Origin of the sequence: Nonomuraea sp. ZG12 (genome assembly GCF_052068115.1) — a bacterium.
Taxonomy (GTDB): domain Bacteria; phylum Actinomycetota; class Actinomycetes; order Streptosporangiales; family Streptosporangiaceae; genus Nonomuraea.
This window is the reverse complement of the sequence record NZ_JBQHCW010000001.1, coordinates 1204014-1221466: the sequence shown is the minus strand read 5'-3', so window position 1 is coordinate 1221466 and position 17453 is coordinate 1204014. Positions and strand designations below refer to the sequence as shown.

Annotated in this window: 18 protein-coding genes, 1 pseudogene and 1 riboswitch; of the genes and pseudogenes, 5 read left to right on the top strand and 14 right to left on the bottom strand. The window is 70.9% G+C overall.

All coding sequences use genetic code 11. The annotated features are described in order from the left end of the window. The first annotated feature begins 9 nt into the window (after nucleotides 1-9). Nucleotides 10-1332, top strand: coding sequence for an RNA polymerase sigma factor (locus tag ACTMTF_RS05690; RefSeq protein WP_441109539.1), 1323 nt, complete (start codon nucleotides 10-12; stop codon nucleotides 1330-1332). Between the two features lie 130 nt (nucleotides 1333-1462). Here the strand turns inward: ACTMTF_RS05690 and ACTMTF_RS05685 are convergent, their stop codons facing one another. Beyond that, a complete protein-coding gene (locus ACTMTF_RS05685) occupies nucleotides 1463-1861 on the bottom strand; it encodes a hypothetical protein (RefSeq protein ID WP_441109538.1) in 399 nt (132 codons plus the stop codon). A gap of 114 nt (nucleotides 1862-1975) precedes the next feature. On the opposite strand from ACTMTF_RS05685, the gene ACTMTF_RS05680 reads away from it, so the two are divergent. Together ACTMTF_RS05680 and ACTMTF_RS05675 are read left to right on the top strand one after the other, a co-directional pair. Beyond that, a complete protein-coding gene (locus ACTMTF_RS05680; protein ID WP_396999420.1) occupies nucleotides 1976-2536 on the top strand; it encodes a TetR/AcrR family transcriptional regulator C-terminal domain-containing protein in 561 nt (186 codons plus the stop codon). A gap of 197 nt (nucleotides 2537-2733) precedes the next feature. Continuing rightward, on the top strand, nucleotides 2734-2931 hold the full coding sequence (locus tag ACTMTF_RS05675) for a DUF5999 family protein (RefSeq protein ID WP_336206534.1): 198 nt from the start codon (nucleotides 2734-2736) through the stop codon (nucleotides 2929-2931). A 237-nt stretch (nucleotides 2932-3168) separates the two neighbouring features. On the opposite strand, the gene ACTMTF_RS05670 is transcribed toward ACTMTF_RS05675, so the two are convergent. After that, a complete protein-coding gene (locus ACTMTF_RS05670) occupies nucleotides 3169-3762 on the bottom strand; it encodes an alpha/beta hydrolase family protein (RefSeq protein WP_441109537.1) in 594 nt (197 codons plus the stop codon). An 83-nt stretch (nucleotides 3763-3845) separates the two neighbouring features. Between ACTMTF_RS05670 and ACTMTF_RS05665 the strand changes: the two genes are divergently transcribed. After that, the gene (locus ACTMTF_RS05665; protein WP_396999424.1) at nucleotides 3846-4190 is read left to right on the top strand and encodes a hypothetical protein; all 345 of its coding nucleotides are present in this window, start codon (nucleotides 3846-3848) and stop codon (nucleotides 4188-4190) included. Between the two features lie 67 nt (nucleotides 4191-4257). On the opposite strand, the gene ACTMTF_RS05660 is transcribed toward ACTMTF_RS05665, so the two are convergent. Then, entirely contained in the window at nucleotides 4258-4707 is a 450-nt protein-coding gene (locus tag ACTMTF_RS05660; protein WP_441109536.1) for a hypothetical protein, read from the bottom strand. Between the two features lie 117 nt (nucleotides 4708-4824). Further along, nucleotides 4825-5763, bottom strand: a complete 939-nt coding sequence (locus ACTMTF_RS05655; RefSeq protein WP_441109535.1) for a tetratricopeptide repeat protein — start codon at nucleotides 5761-5763, stop codon at nucleotides 4825-4827. A gap of 184 nt (nucleotides 5764-5947) precedes the next feature. On the opposite strand from ACTMTF_RS05655, the pseudogene ACTMTF_RS05650 reads away from it, so the two are divergent. Beyond that, nucleotides 5948-6124 (top strand): annotated as a pseudogene (locus ACTMTF_RS05650) (VOC family protein); the annotation flags it as partial. Between the two features lie 82 nt (nucleotides 6125-6206). On the opposite strand, the gene gcvP reads toward ACTMTF_RS05650, so the two are convergent. The 10 genes from gcvP to ACTMTF_RS05600 all read right to left on the bottom strand — a co-directional run bounded on the left by gcvP (nucleotide 6207) and on the right by ACTMTF_RS05600 (nucleotide 17446). Continuing rightward, nucleotides 6207-9044 carry an aminomethyl-transferring glycine dehydrogenase gene (gene gcvP, locus ACTMTF_RS05645; RefSeq protein WP_441109534.1) on the bottom strand — a complete coding sequence of 946 codons (2838 nt, stop codon included), beginning with the start codon at nucleotides 9042-9044 and terminating at the stop codon, nucleotides 6207-6209. Between the two features lie 160 nt (nucleotides 9045-9204). Beyond that, a riboswitch (glycine riboswitch) is annotated at nucleotides 9205-9296 on the bottom strand. Between the two features lie 18 nt (nucleotides 9297-9314). Next, nucleotides 9315-9935 carry a MerR family transcriptional regulator gene (locus ACTMTF_RS05640; protein WP_396999434.1) on the bottom strand — a complete coding sequence of 207 codons (621 nt, stop codon included), beginning with the start codon at nucleotides 9933-9935 and terminating at the stop codon, nucleotides 9315-9317. A gap of 148 nt (nucleotides 9936-10083) precedes the next feature. After that, entirely contained in the window at nucleotides 10084-10554 is a 471-nt protein-coding gene (locus ACTMTF_RS05635) for a bifunctional nuclease family protein (RefSeq protein ID WP_082310546.1), read from the bottom strand. 106 nt (nucleotides 10555-10660) lie between these two features. Next, the gene (ftsR, locus tag ACTMTF_RS05630) at nucleotides 10661-11287 is read right to left on the bottom strand and encodes a transcriptional regulator FtsR (protein ID WP_396999436.1); all 627 of its coding nucleotides are present in this window, start codon (nucleotides 11285-11287) and stop codon (nucleotides 10661-10663) included. Nucleotides 11288-11310: 23 nt separating this feature from the next. Then, nucleotides 11311-11823 carry an FHA domain-containing protein gene (locus tag ACTMTF_RS05625; RefSeq protein WP_396999438.1) on the bottom strand — a complete coding sequence of 171 codons (513 nt, stop codon included), beginning with the start codon at nucleotides 11821-11823 and terminating at the stop codon, nucleotides 11311-11313. Nucleotides 11824-12087: 264 nt separating this feature from the next. Then, nucleotides 12088-14592, bottom strand: coding sequence for a sugar phosphate nucleotidyltransferase (locus tag ACTMTF_RS05620; RefSeq protein WP_441109533.1), 2505 nt, complete (start codon nucleotides 14590-14592; stop codon nucleotides 12088-12090). A gap of 3 nt (nucleotides 14593-14595) precedes the next feature. Next, nucleotides 14596-15177 (bottom strand): CDP-alcohol phosphatidyltransferase family protein, encoded by a 582-nt coding sequence (locus ACTMTF_RS05615; protein ID WP_396999442.1) that lies wholly within the window; start codon nucleotides 15175-15177, stop codon nucleotides 14596-14598. Nucleotides 15178-15677: 500 nt separating this feature from the next. After that, nucleotides 15678-16427 carry a GNAT family N-acetyltransferase gene (locus tag ACTMTF_RS05610; RefSeq protein WP_441109532.1) on the bottom strand — a complete coding sequence of 250 codons (750 nt, stop codon included), beginning with the start codon at nucleotides 16425-16427 and terminating at the stop codon, nucleotides 15678-15680. Then, entirely contained in the window at nucleotides 16417-17010 is a 594-nt protein-coding gene (locus ACTMTF_RS05605) for a phosphoribosylanthranilate isomerase (RefSeq protein WP_441109531.1), read from the bottom strand. The genes ACTMTF_RS05610 and ACTMTF_RS05605 overlap by 11 nt, the downstream gene beginning before the upstream one ends. 10 nt (nucleotides 17011-17020) lie before the next feature. Beyond that, nucleotides 17021-17446, bottom strand: coding sequence for a hypothetical protein (locus ACTMTF_RS05600; protein WP_441109530.1), 426 nt, complete (start codon nucleotides 17444-17446; stop codon nucleotides 17021-17023). Between the last annotated feature and the right edge of the window lie 7 nt (nucleotides 17447-17453).

Genomic DNA, 17453 nt, shown 5'->3' with positions numbered 1-17453 from the left:
GGTGTCCTCATGCCCCGAACCGCCGTGGCGACCGCGACCCCGCCCGCAGACCTCGAGCAGCTCATTGACCGAGGGCGAAACCAAGGTCACCTTTCTCTGGCAGAGCTGCGTGACGCATTCGCCCAGGCCGGCATCAGCCCGGCTCAGGGCCGCTCGATCCTGCGCGAGCTCAGCGACGCCGGCGTGAGCCTGGCCGCCGAGGACGAGCCCGCACTGGCCAGGTCCGCCAAGAAGACCAAGCGCCCCACCAGGAAGGCTTCGAGTACCGAGACTACCGACTCGAATGCCGCGAAAGCAAAAAACAAGCCCACGAAGGCCGGCGACGAGGACGGCCCCGACGACCTGGCGCTGGAGATCTCCGCCGAGGTCGCGGAGGAGGTCGACGCCGAGAACGAGCCGCTCGACCTGGACGACAACCAGTCCGTGATGGGCGACTCCGTCCACACCTACCTCAAGTCCATCGGCCGCCGCACGCTGCTCACCGCGGCGCAGGAGGTCGAGCTGGCCAGGCGCATCGAGGCCGGCCTGTACGCGGAGTACAAGCTGGAGAGCACGCCCGACCTGACCGCGGCCCGGCGCGCCGACCTGATGCTCGTGGCGCAGGACGGCAAGGCGGCCAAGGACCACATGCTGGAGGCCAACCTCCGGCTGGTCGTGTCGGTCGCCAAGAAGTACACCGACCGCGGCATGTCCCTGCTGGACGTCGTCCAGGAGGGCAACCTGGGCCTGATCAGGGCCGTGGAGAAGTTCGACTACACCAAGGGCTTCAAGTTCTCCACCTACGCCATGTGGTGGATCCGCCAGGCCATCCAGCGCGGCTTCGCCGACTCGGCCCGCACCATCCGGCTGCCGGTCCACGTACTGGAGATGTTGTCGAAGCTGTCGCGCATCGAGCGCGACATGCACCAGCGGCTGGGCCGCGAGCCCACGCCCGAGGAGCTGGCCGTCGAGCTGGACAAGACCCCCGACCAGATCGAGGAGCTGCTGCGCACCAGCCGGCAGCCCATCTCGCTGAACGCGACGATCGGCGAGGACGGCGAGACCACGATCGGCGACCTCATCGAGGACGTCGACTCGCCGGAGGCGTCGGAGATCGTCGACCGCCAACTGCTGGGCGACCAGCTGCGGGGCGTGCTGCGGAACCTCTCACCGAGGGAGGCCAAGATCATGGCGCTGCGGTTCGGCCTGGTGGACGGCAAGCCGCACACCCTCGACGAGATCGGCAAGCACATGGGACTCACCCGTGAGCGCATCCGCCAGCTCGAGAAGGAGTCGCTGTCCAAGCTGCGCCACCCGAGCAACACCCGCCCCCTGCTCGACTGGGCCAGCTGAGCCCTCCGGGGCTCTGAGGCCCGTACGAGGGCGCCTCAGGGGCGGGCGGGTCCCGCCCTTTCCGGCGCCGAGCGCGCGGACGCCCTGACCCGGGAGATCTCCCGGACCAGGGCGTCTTTGGTCAGCGCCCTCAGCGGGCGGCGGGCACCGCGCGCGGCGTGCGCGGGATGCCCCACATCCGGTTGTCCTCGCGCAGCGTGCGCAGCCGGTCCGCCTCGGCGGTCCACATGACGCCCGCGGGCGTGGCCTTCGCCTTGCGCCGGGCGATGCGGTCGTCGTAGGCCTTGACGCCGAACGTGGCCCGCTGCCCCGCCTCGGCCGCGCGCAGCGCCTCGGTCAGCGCCTTGTCGAACGCCACTCCCGCGGCCCGCAGCTCGATGTCGTCGGCGTTGGCGGCGCGCAGCTCGCGCAGCGTCCGCTCGGCCATCCTCGCCTTGTCCAGCAGCTCGGGGAAGCTCTTGGAGATCTCCTGATCCGCGTGGAAGCGGACCTCGGCCTCGCGGCTCACCCGCGGACGGAAAAACGCCATCGACTCTGCCCTTCGAACTGTCGGCTCTTACCAGCGACCAGGGTACGCGGTGACGCGCCACGCCCAGTAACCGGATCCACGCGCCCGACGCCTTTACATAGTAAGATCCTCTGCATGCCCGCCAAGCGACCGCCCGTCCCCCTGTCCCGCGAGCGCATCATCGAGGCCGCGCTGCACATCGCCGACAGCCAGGGCCTGCGCAGGCTCACGATGCGCAGGCTGGGCGACGCCCTGGAGGTGGAGGCCATGGCCATCTACCACCACCTGCCCCGGGGCAAGGAGGCGCTGATGGACGCCTTGGCCGAGCACGTCACCGCCGTCCGCGTGGAGCAGGCGGCCACCTGGCAGGAGACCGCCAGGGCCTGGTGCCGGGCCAGCCGCGAGGTGCTGCGCGACCACCCCGGCGTGCTCGCGCTCGCCCTCACCAAGCCGCCGAAGGGCGGCACCGCCCTGGCCATCGGCGAGCAGGTCGAACAGCTCACCGACGGTGGCCTGCCGGACGCGGCCGACGCCGTACGGTCGCTGCGGGCGTTCGTCTTCGGCAGCGTCGCCGTCGAGGTCCAGCAGTCGGGATGGGCCGACCCTGAGGTGGACGAGTGGACCCGGCGCGACGAACGGGCCGACGCGGACTTCGAGCGCGGACTTGAAGCTTTGCTCCGAGGACTCCAAATCTAGTGTGCGTGTCGAGCTTGGCCCGTTATCCTGCATAAGGCACGCTGTGTCGAAGGTCACACGATCGGGGCATCCTCCTCTAACAGTCCTAACGGGCTATGTCGGAACGTGTGACACACAACGCACACTTGCTGCAAACGAAAACCCGAGCGCTCCCACCCCTCTTCCGGGAGCACCCACGAGATATCGGAGGCACGCCGATGTGCCCGCACGACCCGGTCTGTCCGTCTGCCGAGGCGCCCGACCGCGAGGCCGCACGCACCCTGGCCTGCCACCCCGAACAGGGGTGGAGCCTGCTGTGCAACGGCGTAGTCCTGTTCGAGGACACCGGGGAGCTTTTGCCCGGCGGCACCGCCATCGCCCCGCACCGCCCCGACCCCCTGGTCGGCGCGGCCTGACCCACACCCGGCCGCCCGCAGCGAACGCGGGCCGGTCACCCACGTCCCGCCCGTGAAGTCGGCGGGACGGCGAAGCCTCGACCGCCAGCACGGACCCCGCGACCCGAAGGGTCGCAGCACAGCCGACCGGCCCAGGCGGCGACCCGCAACCTCCAGCAGGTTGCGGGACCAGCATCCTCTCCACCACCGGGCGGTCTCCTGGGACAGGCGCCCGCCGTCCCGCTGGATCGCCGGCCGTCAGCTCCAGTGGCGTTTGAGCCACTCGGCGACCACCTCGCCCACGCGGGCCGGGTTCTTCTTCAGATCATGGCCCTCCCCCGGCAGCACCACCATCCACGTCGCGTCCGCCGGATCCGGGAGCCCGAACGGGTCCTTGTCCCCGCTGACCACCAGCACGTCCACCCCGGCCCCGCGCAGCTCGTCGGCCCTGGACCGGTCCGGCCTGCCCGGCGGATGCAGCGGGAAGGCGAGCGCCACCACCGAGGCCGCCCCCACCGCCTTGGCGGTCCGGCAGGCCACCCGCGCGCCGTTGCTCCGACCGCCCTGCACCAACGGCACCTCGGGCCACCGCGTACGCAGCTCGTCCAGCACGACCTGCCAGGCCTCGTCCTGCCGGGCCGGCGTCCCCGGCGCCCGCGCGCCGGCCACCCGGAACGCCTGCGTCACCCTGGCCACGCTCGCCCCCACGCCGAGCGCCGCGTCGCGCACCGCCAGGAGATCGGGCGCGTCCACTCCCCCGGCCGACCCGTGCGTCAGCACCAGCAGCATCCGGGCCCGCTCCACCTCGTCGACCTCGACCAGCGCAAGGCCCCGAGGGGTCATGATCTCCATGGCAGCACCGTACCTGGGGATGAGTTCGACATCGCTCTCAGGTGTGATGACGGCGCGCCCTTCAAGGATGCAGGATTACCCCTATGCGAGACACGAGACCCTTGCGCGAGGACCTGCAGGCGACGCTGGACGCCCGTCGCGACCTCGGTCCCGAGTACGAGCCCGCTCTGGTCGACTCGCTGGTCGAGCGCCTGGACGCCACCATCGCCGCCCGGGTCGACGCCGAGCTCCACCTGCGCGGCGTGCGGTCCCCCAAGCAGCGCGCCAGCGGCTCGGCCATGATCCCCATCGCCTTGGGCTCGATGGGGATCGGCATCCCGCTCACGGCCATTGCCAGCAGCGTCGGCCTGGTGGGCCTCCTGGCGGCCTGGATGGCCATCGTGGTGATCAACGTGGCGTCCGCGGTGGTCATCATGCGCCGCCCCTGACCCGGCGGCCAAGCCGCGCACACGGCGTAGGCGCGCGGCCGGTGCGGCCCGGAGGAGCAGCCGTGCCTCAGCCCGCGTTTCCGGGACGGGCCGGTTCCCAGATCGCCTCAAGGTCGGAGCAGACCACCCGCACCGTGCCGGTGAGAAACACCAACTCGTGGCCGCAGCCATGCTCATGCGGCATGATCTCGTCCAGCCGCAGGCTGTCCAGCCCGGCCTCCGGGTCCGCGTCGACCCGGACACCGGCCACCCCGGCATAGCGGATGACCAGGCGCTCGGAGTGCTTCCACGGATTGGGCTCCAGGCGAAGCTCCAGACCGTTCGGTCCCAGGGTCAGGCCACCGAATTGCAGGTCCTTCACACATCTGGGCCCAGCGAAGTCATAGTGGTCCGGATCACCGGCGAACGCCCGCGCCCCGACGGGCAGATGTGGGCTCAGCTCGGGCAGCTTGTCCAGGTACGGGGAGGGATCATGCATCAGCGCACCGTCCCGCCACTCCACCACGACCAGCTCCACCGATCTCCCCTTCAGTCCCCGGTACAGCGTTGTACGACGAGACGGCGAGGGGCGCACGACCAGATCACGCGCCCCTTGGAGCCTGCCCTCCGATCGCTGGCAGGTCGCCGCGCGCGGTCAGTCACGGTCGTAGCGCAGGCGCACCTCGGACGCGAGCGTCTCATCGTCATGATTCAGGCCGTACGCCCACACATGGTCGGCATCGTCGGCGCGTCCCCGTAGGGGGAGCGTGCGGGCCAGCAGCTCGATCGCGAGGGCGGTGGTCTGGCCCTCGCCGCCGTCCTCCACGGCACCGGCGAACTCGGCGCAGGCCAGCTCCAGGTGTGCGATGCCGAGCTGCACACGCAGCCGGGCCGCGTCGTCACCCGAGGCGTCCTCCAGGGCGTCGAGCAGCACCTCCGCCGCCTCCCCCGGCTCACCACGCTCCATGAGCAGGTCGGCAAGCTGCTGGCTCGCGTGCACCCGCACATCCGCACCACCAGGCCCACCCGCACTCCCCGCCGGGTGGCCGTACGCGCCTGTGTCTCCCGCCGCGTGGCCGGGCCCACGCGCGTCCTCTGCCGTGCCTGTGCCGTCGGCGTGGTCGGGGCCGCCGTTTCGCCCGCCGGTCGGGGGCGCGTGGCCGGTGTCGATGGCGGCGCGGAGCTCGGTTTCCGCCTCGTCGTACTCTCCGGTCTCCGCGGCGAGCCTGGCGAGCGCGAGGTGGGCGAGCGGGACGTAGGCCGGGGTGCCGACCCCCAGCACCGCCTGCCAGGCGCCCCTCGCCTGCCCGTAGCGGCCCTCGCGTTCGAACCCCTGGGCCAGGTGGCAGGCGGCCTGGGCGGCGAACTCGGGATGCCCGGTCGCGAGCGCGGTCCTGGCGGCGGCACGGGCTCCGTCGACGTCGCCACGCTGGTCGAGGACCACGGCGAGGCCGACGGCGGCCTGTGCCACGTCGGGGCCGCCGGGGGTGGAGGCGAGCTCCGCGAGTATGGCGGCCGCACCATCGAGATCACCGTCCTCGGCCAGGCGGCGGGCGATGTCCAGCGGCGGGGTCTCCAGCTCTGAGGACGTCAAGAGAGCTCCTTCGGCGACGATCGCACCGAGCCTAACGACTTCTGGCGATCATGTCTGCTCACTTGCGACCGTAGGCATGGCAGGTGCACATTTCAGCTGATTCAGGCAGTTCGCGGCGGCTCAGCACCAGTTCCCCCGGACACATCTCGACCTCAGCGCGGGGGACCGCGATCTCGACGACGAGGTCGACCGGCTGGTCCTGCTGGGTGCGCAACGTGTCGACCGGTCTCGCCATCCCGAGAACCCGCGGCCGGAAGTCCCCACGTTCGTGGTGGTCGCCGATCCCGAGGGCAACCCGTTCTGCGTGGAAGACCGCCGTCGCGGTTCCGAAGGGCTCCAAGCGCGGCCCTCGGGTCGCTGACGTCGGACGCCCCCGGCCCGCCGGGTGGCGGGCCGGGATGGGATCGGGGTAGGGCCGCGGTGCGGCCCGGGTGGGGCCAGGGTCAGTCCTCGTACGCCTCCAGCGGCGGGCAGGAGCAGACCAGGTTGCGGTCCCCGTACGCCTGGTCGATGCGGCGCACCGGCACCCAGTACTTGTCGTCCCGCAGCGAGGGCACCGGGTAGGCCGCCTCGGTGCGGGTGTACGGGTGGGGCCACTCGTCGGCGGTGAGCGCCTCGGCGGTGTGCGGGGCGTTCCGCAGGGGGTTGTCCGTCTTGTCGTAGTCGCCGGAGCCCACCTTGGCGATCTCGCCGCGGATGGCGATCATCGCGTCGGCGAACCGGTCCAGTTCGGCCAGGTCCTCGCTCTCCGTAGGCTCGATCATGAGCGTGCCCGCGACCGGGAACGACATGGTCGGCGCGTGGAAGCCGTAGTCGATGAGCCGCTTGGCCACGTCGTCGACGGTGACGCCGGTCTCCTTGGTGATCTGCCGCAGGTCGATGATGCACTCGTGGGCGACGAGCCCACCCCGCCCGGTGTACAGGACCGGGTAGTGCGGGGCCAGGCGGCGCGCGAGGTAGTTGGCCGACAGGATGGCCTGCTCGGTGGCCGCCGTGAGGCCGTCGGCGCCCATCATCCTGATGTACGCCCAGGAGATCGGCAGGATCCCGGCGGAGCCGTACGGGGCGGCCGAGACGGGACCGACGGGGGTGCCGTCCCGCAGCGGGTGGCCCGGCAGGTAGGCGGCGAGGTGCGCACGGACCGCGACGGGCCCGACGCCGGGGCCGCCGCCGCCGTGCGGGATGCAGAACGTCTTGTGCAGGTTCAGGTGGGACACGTCGGCGCCGAACTCCCCCGGCTTGGCCAGGCCGACGAGCGCGTTGAGGTTGGCCCCGTCGACGTACACCTGGCCGCCGGCGCCGTGCACCTTGGCGCAGATCTCGGTGATGGTCTCCTCGTAGACCCCGTGCGTGGAGGGGTAGGTGATCATGATGGCGGCGAGCCGGTCGCGGTGCTTGTCGATCTTGGCGTCGAGGTCGGCCAGGTCCACGTTGCCGCCGGTGTCGCAGGCCACGACCACGACCCGCATGCCCGCCATGACGGCGCTGGCGGCGTTGGTGCCGTGCGCCGAGGAGGGGATGAGGCAGATGTCGCGCTCGCCTTCGCCTCGCTCACGGTGGTAGGCGCGGATGGCGAGCAGCCCGGCGAACTCGCCCTGGGAGCCGGCGTTCGGCTGGATGGAGACGGCGTCGTAGCCGGTGACCTCGGCCAGCCAGCCTTCCAGCGTCTCGATGAGGTCGACGTAGCCGGCCGCCTGCGCCTCGGGGGCGTAGGGGTGGATGGCGGCGAACTCGGGCCAGGTGATGGGCTCCATCTCGGTGGTCGCGTTCAGCTTCATGGTGCAGGAGCCGAGCGGGATCATGGAGCGGTCGAGCGCGATGTCCCTGTCCTGCAGCCTGCGCAGGTAGCGCAGCATCGCGGTCTCGGAGTGGTGGTCGTGGAAGACCGGGTGGGTCAGGTAGCCGGACTCGCGCGCCAGCGAGGCGGGCACCGCGTCGGGTACCCGCGGGTCGTCGAGGGTGACGCCGTCGCGCTCGACGCCGAAGGCGGCCCACACCTGGGCGACCTCGGCCGCGCCGGTCTTCTCGTCGCAGGCGACGGAGACGTGGTCGGCGTCGGCCTGCCAGAGGTTGACGCCCCGCTCGGCGGCTGCGGCGACGATCCCGGCCGCGCGGCCGGGCACGCGGGCCAGCACGGTGTCGAAGAACTCCTGGTGGACGACCTCGACGCCGCCCTGTCGCAGGCCGTCGGCCAGGACCACGGCGTGCCGGTGCACGCGGGCGGCGATCCGGCGCAGCCCTTCGGGCCCGTGGTAGACGGCGTACATGCCGGCGATCACGGCCAGCAGGACCTGGGCGGTGCAGATGTTGCTGGTGGCCTTCTCGCGGCGGATGTGCTGCTCGCGGGTCTGCAGGGCCAGCCGGTAGGCGGGGTCGCCGTCGACGTCCACGGACACGCCCACGAGGCGCCCGGGCATCTGCCGTTGCAGGCCCTCACGTACGGACATGTAGGCGGCGTGCGGACCGCCGAAGCCGAACGGCACGCCGAACCGCTGCGAGGAGCCGATGGCGATGTCGGCGCCGAGCTCGCCGGGGGCGGCGACCAGCGTGAGCGCGAGCAGGTCGGCGGCGGCCACGACGAGCGCGCCGGCGGCGTGCGCCCGCTCGGCGACGTCGCGGAAGTCACGCAGCCGGCCGGAGGCACCCGGATACTGCACGAGCACGCCGAAGCACGCCGGCAGCTCGCCCGCCAGGTCGCTCTCCACGAGCGTGATGCCGAGCGGCTCTGCGCGGGTGGCCAGCACCGCCTTGGTCTGGGGCAGCGTGTCGGCGTCGATCACGAACACGTCGCTCTTGCTCTTGCCGGTCCGCCGGGCCAGCGTCATGGCCTCGGCCGCGGCGGTGCTCTCGTCGAGCAGGGACGCGCCCGCCACGGGCAGGGCGGTGAGGTCGGACACCACGGTCTGGAAGTTGAGCAGCGCCTCCAGGCGGCCCTGCGAGATCTCCGGCTGGTACGGCGTGTAGGCGGTGTACCAGCCCGGGTTCTCCAGCAGGTTGCGGCGGATCACCGCGGGCGTGACGGTGTCGTGGTAGCCCAGGCCGATCATGGAGGTGAGCACCTGGTTGCGGTCGGCCAGGGCACGCAGCTCGGCGATGGCCTCGGCCTCGCTCGCGGCGGCGGGCAGCTTGAGGCGGTCCTTGCTCCGGATCGCCTCGGGGACGGCCACGGCCACCAGATCCGCCACGGACTCGAAGCCCACGGCCTCGAGCATGCGCTGCTGCTGGCTCTGCGACGGCCCGATGTGCCGGGCGGAGAACGGCGGTGGTGACAGGTCGGTCATGGAGATGCCTCCCGAGGCGATGGAGACCGGCGCAGAGCGCGGGCGTATGCCAGGTCTCCCCCTCTGTCACCGCTGTCTTCGCGACCTGAGAGCTTCACCCCGCGGGGCTTGCACCGTCGGTGAAGCGCGCCTGGCGAGCGCGCCTGCTTTCCAGAGTTGCCTCACCCGAGCGGTACCGGTTGCCTGAGAGATTCCGGGGAGGTTGCTCCTTCGGCGCCCCGGTCCAGCCGGGGACTCTCCCGCATGGGGTCATCGACATGTCCTAGATTACTACCCTATTCGGCGCGCCCGTCGCCTCTGGGCCAGTTCGTCAGCGGGATGGTCGGCCGGGACGGTGTCCGCGACCGCCGCCCGTTCCCCCGGCAGCTCCGCGAGGGATCCCTCGACCTCGCGCCAGACCCGGCCGAGCGCGATGCCGAACACGCCCTGGCCACCCTGGAGAAGGTCTATCACCTCGTCCGCCGAGGTGCATTCGTAAACGCTCACACCGTCGCTCATCAGCGTGATCTGCGCGAGGTCGGCCACCCCGCGATCACGCAGATGCTGCACGGCGGTGCGGATCTGCTGGAGGGATACCCCGGTGTCGAGCAGTCGCTTGACGACCTTGAGCACCAGGATGTCGCGGAAACAGTAGAGCCGTTGGGAACCCGAACCTTGCGCTGCTCTTATCGTGGGCTCGACCAGGCCGGTGCGCGCCCAGTAGTCCAGCTGCCTGTAGGTGATGCCGGCTGCCGCGCACGCCGTCGGGCCACGGTATCCGATGTCGTCCGGCACCGTCGCGGGCTGCTCGTCGAAGAGCAGGCCCTGCTCTCCGGCACGCTGCCGCGCGCTCTCACGCCGTACCGGATCTTCCTGGCCGGCCGTCTTTCCCTCGCCGCTGCTGACCGCCACGCGGACCTCCGGCTTTCTCTCATCCCGCGGCCTGATCTGGGGGTTCGTAAAAAGGCGGCCACGGGTTTCACTTGCACCGTAGGACCGTGACCATGCCCAGTCAACGATCCGGCTCGGCGCGTCGTGAAGCGTAAATGCACTGAAATACCTACCCCGCCCTGCCAAAGTCTTCGGGAGAGATCGTGTCAAGGAACTCCCTGAACTTCTCCACCTCGTCCTCCTGGTCGTCGGGGATGATCACTCCGGCCTCCTGAACGACCTCCTCACTGGCGAAGATGCGTGCCCCGGTGCGCAGCGCCAGCGCGATGGAGTCGGACGGCCTGGCGCTCACCTCCACGCCGTTGGAGAACACCAGGTCGGCGAAGAAGATCCCGTCACGCAGGGCGACGATGTTGACGGCACGCAGGCCCACGCCGAGGGCGCTCAGCACGTCCCGGAACAGGTCGTGCGTGAGCGGCCTGGGCGGCGGCTCCTCCGCCTGGGCCAGGGCGATGGCCGTCGCTTCGGTCATGCCGATCCAGATGGGCAGGAACCGTTCCCCGTGTGCCTCCTTGAGCAAGACGATCGGCTGATTTGTGGGCATTTCTACGCGAACACCCACGACCTCCATCTGCAACACGGGCTGCTCCATATTCGACTGGCCGGCGACCCGGCACAGCTCATTGCTGGTCCGCTTCTGCAATTCAACGTAACACCCGGGGGGCCCTGAATGTCCCTCGGGCCGCTCATCGCCCGAGAACGCTCCGCACGCCCGTACGCAGCAGGGCCTCGTGCAGGTCGAGCAGGAGCGTGGACAGCTCCCTGGCCGTCTCGTCGGCCTCGCCGATCGCGCCTGGCGCCCGCCGTTTCAGGATCGGCGCCACGGTCTGCTCGACCAGACCGGCCTCCCGTTCGGCCGCCGCCTTGACCGCCCGCAGGTGGCGGGCGTGCAGCCCGAAGCGGGCCAGCGCGCCGACGCTGCGCGCCACCTTGAGCGCGTCCTCGTCATAACGCCTGGCCTTGGGCGCGAGCAGGCCGTAGTCCTCCAGCTCGGTGAGCGTCTCCTCGTCGAGCCCGGCCGCCTCCAGCAGCTCGGCACGGCTGAGGCGCACCTCCTGCTTGTCCTGCACGGCGCGGGGGCGGGCGAAGCTCTCCGCCATCTTGTCCTTGATCACCCTCAGCGGCAGGTAATGGTCCCGTTGCTCGGTGAGGATGTAGCGGAGCTGCTGGACGTGCAGGTGGGTGAACTTGCGAAAGCCCGACGGGGTGCGCTCCGGCTCGATGAGCCCCTCCCCCTCCAAGAAACGGATCTTGGAGACGGTGACATCGGGGAACTCGCCCTGCAGGAGGGCGAGCACCTCCCCGATGCTCATGTGCGAGCGTGCCGCCTGCGAGGTCATGTGCCGGCGGGTGTCCGCATCAGGAACAGCAGCCGGAACTTTCCGATCTGCACCTCGTCGCCGGAGTGCAGCGGGACCTCCTCGATGCGCTCCCTGTTGACGTAGGTGCCGTTGAGGCTGCCCACGTCACGCACGGAGAACAGGCCGCCGCGCTGGCGGTAGAACTCGACGTGCCGGCGGGAGACGGTGATGTCGTCGAGGAAGATGTCACTCTCCGGATGGCGCCCGGTGGTGGTGAGGTCCTTGTCGAGCCGGAAACGGCTGCCCTGGTTGGGCCCCCTGGTCACGGTCAGCAACGCCGCGCCCGGCGGGAGCTGTTCGACCAGCGCCCGTTCGGCCAGCAGCATGTCACCGGTCTCTGCCTCGTACGCCTCGATTCCCGCGACGGAGATCGTCGAAGTGGTGTCCCCTGAGACCTCCGGTCTGGTCAACGGTGACCCACAGCGAGAACAGAAACGGGCATCCTCGGGGTTGGCGTGCCCGCACTGCGTGCAGTAGACGCTCGGCATCGATCGGCTCGGCCTCCTACCGCGAAGACGCGGCAACGGTGCTCGGGGCGCGCCTCGCTTCGCTCTCAAGTTTGCGAATGCCGCAACTTACGCTGATCAGCGGCAAAGGTCAAGGCGGGGCGCTGGACGACAGGTTCGGACGCTGACAAAGTTACCGCCGCCCCTGCCTGAAGGTCCATGCCGCCGCGCCTTCTAACATTACGATCTTGCACCCCATACGACAAATCACCGTCGCCCCGGGGTCGTGGGCGCGGCCCCGGGCGGTCACATGGCGGCCTGCTCGACCACGGTGGCCCACCGCTCCAGCAGGAGCTGGGCGGTGTCGACGTCGGAGGCCTCGGCCCACAGGTCGGTGACGGGCTCGGTGGCGGCGGGCAGGATGAGCACCCAGCTGCCGTCCTCCCCCACCACCCGGACCCCGTCGGTGGTGTCGATGTGGTAGCCCTCGGGGGCGGACTCGGCCGCCTCGATGACCGAGCGCATCACCGCGCCCTTGGCCTTCCACTGCGTCGGGATCGCCCGCTTGAGCAGCTTCGCCTCGGGGATCCTGGCGTCGATCTGGCTGAGCGAGAGCCGGGTGCGGGCGACCAGCCCCAGCAGGCGCATGAACGCGGCGGGACCGTCGAGCGCGGGGCTGAACTCGGGCACCACGAAGCCGCCCCTGCCGTCACCGGCGAAGATCATGCCCGGTCCGGCGGCGGCGGAGGTGAGGGCGTCGACCGCGGTGGAGGTCCACTGCACCTGCACGCCGTGGAAGCGGCAGACCTGCTCGGCGACCCTGGTGGTGGTGATCGGCAGCGCCACCCGGCCCGCCCGGCGCTCGGCGGCCACCAGGTCGAGCACCACGAGCAGGGCGCGTTCCTCGCTGATGAACTGCCCCATCTCGTCCACCAGCGCCACCCGCTCGCCGACCGGGTCGAAGCGCACGCCGAAGGCCGCGCGTGAGGAGCTGACCAGCTCCGACAGCCGCTGCAGGTCGCGGCGGCGCTCGGCGAGCGTCTCCGTGGGCGACAGGTCGTCCAGGACGGCGTTGACGGTGAGCACCTCGATGCCCACCCGGCCGAGCAGCCTGGGCAGCACCAGCGAGGAGGTGCCGCCCGCGCAGTCGACCACGACCTTCATGTCCCTGACGCCGGTCATGTCCACCCGGCGCAGCAGCTCGTGGGTGTAGTCCTCGACGGCTCTGGACGGGTAGGTGAGCTCGGCGATCTCGCCGGGGAAGGCGCGCCGGAACTCCTGGCGTGAGAAGACGCGTTCCAGCTTGCGCTGGGCGGCCGGCGACAGGTCGGCGCCCCGGTCGTCCATGATGACGATGTCGACGCTCTGCGGGTCCCCGGCGGTCGTGCGCAGCGCGATGCCACCCGCGGCCGTCCCCCGCGAGGAGTGGAAGCGGGTCACCGGCAGCGGCGCGGCCTCCAGGTCGAGCACGTTGATGGCGCTGGCGGTGAGCGCGCTGATCACGGCCCGCTTCAGCGCCCTGGCGGCCAGGGAGGCGTCACGGGAGGTGACGACGCGCTCGCCCTTCTTCAGGGTGGTGGCGTAGGCGCTGGCCAGCCGTACGCACAGCTCGGGGGTGATCTCCACGTTGACCAGTCCGCTGACGCCCCGCCGACCGAACAGGCTGCGCTGGCCGCGCGACTCCCAGATGACGCTGGTGTTGACGACGGCGCCCGCCTCGATGGTCTTGAACGGGTAGACCCGCACGCCGCTGGAGACGTACGCCTCCGCCTCGATGACGCATTCGTCGCCGATGACGGCGTTCTCCTCGATACGGGCGCCGCGCATCACGTCGGTGCTCTTGCCGATCACACAGCCGCGCAGGTGGGTGCCGGGGCCGAGGTAGACGTTGCTGTGGACGATCGCGCGATGCAGGAAGGCGCCCTCGCGGACCACGGCGTTGTTGCCCAGGACGGTGTATTCGCGCAGCTCGGCGCCGCCCTCGACCTTGGCGTACTCGCCGATGAACAGCGGGCCCTTGAGCACCGCGTCCGGCTCGACGGAGGCCGACCCGGCCACCCAGACGCCGGGCGACAGCTCGAAGCCGCCGATATCCAGCCTGACCTGGCCGGACAGGGCGTCGGCCTGGGCCTTGCGGTAGCTCTCGTGGGTGCCGACGTCCTCCCAGTAGCCGTCGGCGACGTAGCCGTAGATGGGGGCGCCGCGCTCGAGGAGCGCGGGGAAGACGTCGGAGGCCCAGTCGACGGACTCTCCGGCGGCCACCTCGTCCAGCACCTCCGGCTCCATGATGTAGATGCCGGTGTTGACGGTGTCGGAGAAGACCTGGCCCCAGGTGGGCTTCTCCAGGAAGCGCTGCACCCGGCCGAGTTCGTCGACGATGATGATGCCGAATTCGAGCGGGTTGGGAACCCGCTTCAGACCAATGGTGACAAGAGCCGAATTTTCCCGATGGAACCGGATCATGTCCGATAAATCGATATCCGTCAGAGCGTCGCCTGAGATGACCAGGAAGGGGGCGTCGTGCAGGCGGGCGGCGGCGTTCTTCACGCTGCCCGCCGTGCCCAGCGGGATGTCCTCGGTGGCGTACTCCAGGCGCATGCCCAGCTCGTCGCCGTCGCCGAAGTAGTTGCGCACCAGCGCGGCCAGGAACTGGACGGTCACCACGGTCTCGGTGATCCCGTGCCGCTTGAGCAGGCGCAGGACGTGCTCCATGATCGGACGGTTGACCACGGGGAGCAGGGGTTTGGGCTGGTTGGCCGTCATCGGACGCAGCCGAGTGCCCTCACCGCCCGCCATGACGACCGCCTTCACCGGTCACTCCTTCGTGGTCGCGGCGGTGAGCCGGCGCACCTGTATCACGTACAGCGCACCCGCCCACCAGTACAGGCCTGTTCCCCAGAGCGCGAAAGCCCACCCGACAATGCGCGCTATATCGGCATACCACCCCGAGTGGGAGGCAAGGAAGAGCAGGGGGAAGGCGTACATGAGGTTGAACATGGCGGCCTTGCCCAGGAAATGCACCTGAAGCGCCCTATATCCGTGTTTGCGAAGTACGGGGATGAAACACGCGACGAAGAGCTCCCGGCCCAGGATGATCGCCGCCAGCCACCACGGGATGACCTCCCGCACCAGCAGCGCCGCGATCGTGGCGAACACGTAGAGCTTGTCCGCCGCCGGATCGATGATCCGCCCGAGCTTGCTGACCTGATTGAACGCCCTGGCGATCTTGCCGTCGAGCCAGTCGGTGAATCCGGCGACCGCCAGCACGGCGATGGCCCACCCGTCCGCCCTCGGGCCCAGAACCAGCCAGAGGAACACGGGTACGCCGAGGAGTCGCAGGAAGCTCAGCAGGTTCGGAACCGTCCAGATTCGGTCCTCGGCGGAAGTTTCAGTCACGCAGCAGACCCTACTGCGTGAACTTCCAGCGCAGCGGCCCTGTATTCGCCCGATCCGATCACCCCACGATCAGCACCCCCTGCCCACCAGAAAGGCGATCCCCGCGACCCCGCCTTCCGCCCCCCACCCTCCCCCGCCCGGAGCTTCTCAGGTACACCCACGCCCGACCCCGAGCCACCGGGCCCGCCCGTTTCAGGTACGCCCAAGCCCCGAGCCGATCTTTCACGTCCCCCTCCCCCAATCAGACCTTTCAGGTCAGGAGGGAGCACGTTGGGCTGACGTCCGAAGGAAGAAGTGGGGGGACGTCCGAAGGAAGGAGCGGGGGGACGTCCGAAGGAAGGAGCGGGTGGGACGGCTCAGGTCCGGAGAAAGGGTGGGTACGGCTGGGGTTCGGAGAAGAGGCCGGATGGCCGCCTGCATGCGCGCAGCCTGGGTTCGGGGGTGACGCGGCGTGGCCGGGCTTTGGGCTCCGACGGGGCGTGGCCGTCGGAGTGGGTACGTCAGCTCCGGAGGAAGGAGTGGGTGCGGCCGAGGTCGGCGAATCCGTGCCGGGCGTAGAACTCCCTGGGCCAGTCGGCGGCATCGGCGACCAGGAAGACCAGCTCCGCATCCGCCGCCTCCACCAGCAGCGATCTCAGGAGCGCGCGGGCATGGCCCTGGCCCCGGTGGCCGGGAGCGGTGTAGACGTCCTCGATCTGGGCGACGCCGTCGTGCACGTACAGGTCCGCTCTGGCGGCGAGCTCACCGTCTGGGGCGCGCACGCCCCGGAAGCCGACCAGGTCGGCGCCGCGCAGCCGGGTCTCGACCCGGCGGGCGAGCTGCTCGACCGTCCGGTCCGGGGCGTCCGGCAGGCTCTCGCGCCAGTGCCGGCGCAGTACGGGCAGCAGCGTCTCCAGGTCGAGGTGCTCGGCCGCGGGCTCGCCCACGGGCGGGTCGCCGCGGAAGGCCATGACGAGGTTGACGGCGGGCTGGTAGCCGGCCGCGGTGAACGCGGGCGTCAGAGCCGCGCCGAGCTCGTCGTCGTCCACGTGGACCAGACGGTGCGCGCACCCGGCCAGGACCTCGTCGGCCGTCCGCAGCACCGTGGCGGGATCGCCGGCGTCCCAGAGGATGAGCTTGTTGTCGTCGTGGGACCCCGGATAGCGGTCGTCGAACACGGCGAAGCCTCCGGGCACGTCCACGGCCCTGGGCGCCCTGCGGCGGGCGAACCCCCGCAGGAAAGCGAGCGCTCGCGGCAGCTCAGGCGGCATCGCGGGCCGCCTTGAGGAAGCGGGCGATGAGGGCGGAGTCCTTGACGCCCGGCGCGGTCTCGACCCCGCTGGACACGTCGACCCCCCACGGACCGGCCGCGGCGACGGCCTCGGCCACGTTGTCCGGGTCGAGGCCGCCCGCGAGCAGCCATCGGCCGGTGGGGCGGCCGCGCACCGCCGCCCAGTCCCAGGGCTCCCCCGAGCCGGGGCGCGGCGCGTCGACGATCAGCAGGCTCTCGTCGAAGGCGCCGCAGCGCAGGTCGGCGCTCGCGTCGACGGCTCTGACGAGGGTGCGGCCGAGGTCCTTGAGCGCGGTGAAGTCGCCGTGCGGGTGCTTGCCGTGCAGCTGGACGCCGCGCACCCCGGCGGTCTGGGCGGCGGCCCGCACGGTGGCGGGGTCCTCGCCGCGGAAGACGCCGACGGTCAGCACGCGGTCGGGGACCAGGGCCGCCAGCTCGGCCGCGCGCTCCGGGCTCACCCGGCGGGGGCTCGCCGTCAGCACGAACCCGATGGCGTCGGCGCCCGCCTCGACGGCGGCGGCCACGTGCTCGGGCTCGCTCAGCCCGCAGATCTTCACGTACACAGCCTCGACCCTAGCGGCGCCGGGAGGCCCCCGGCGACCAGGCCCACAGCAGCATCGCGGTGATGAGGCCGAACAGGATGACGCCGTTGGGCACGTGGGCGCTGAGCAGGTCCCAGGTGAAGTGCTGGGCCATCCCGACAAGGAACAGGCCGAAGCTGACCAGGGCGGGCCAGCCGGCGCCGCGGCCGGGCCGCCAGACGAGCACGGCGCAGACGATCTGCACCAGCGCGACGAGGTGGACGAGCATCCCGGCCATCACGTGCGCCTCGCCCATCGCGCCGTCGGTGGCCACCGCCTGGCCGGCCAGCGAGGCCGTCACCACGAGGGTCACCGCCTGGGCGACGATGGCGACGCGCAGGGTGTACAGCAGGCCGGCGGACACCGGCTTGGCGGGGGCGGTCTCGGGCCGGGCGGCCTGCGGGGCGGTGTCGTACATCGTGTGG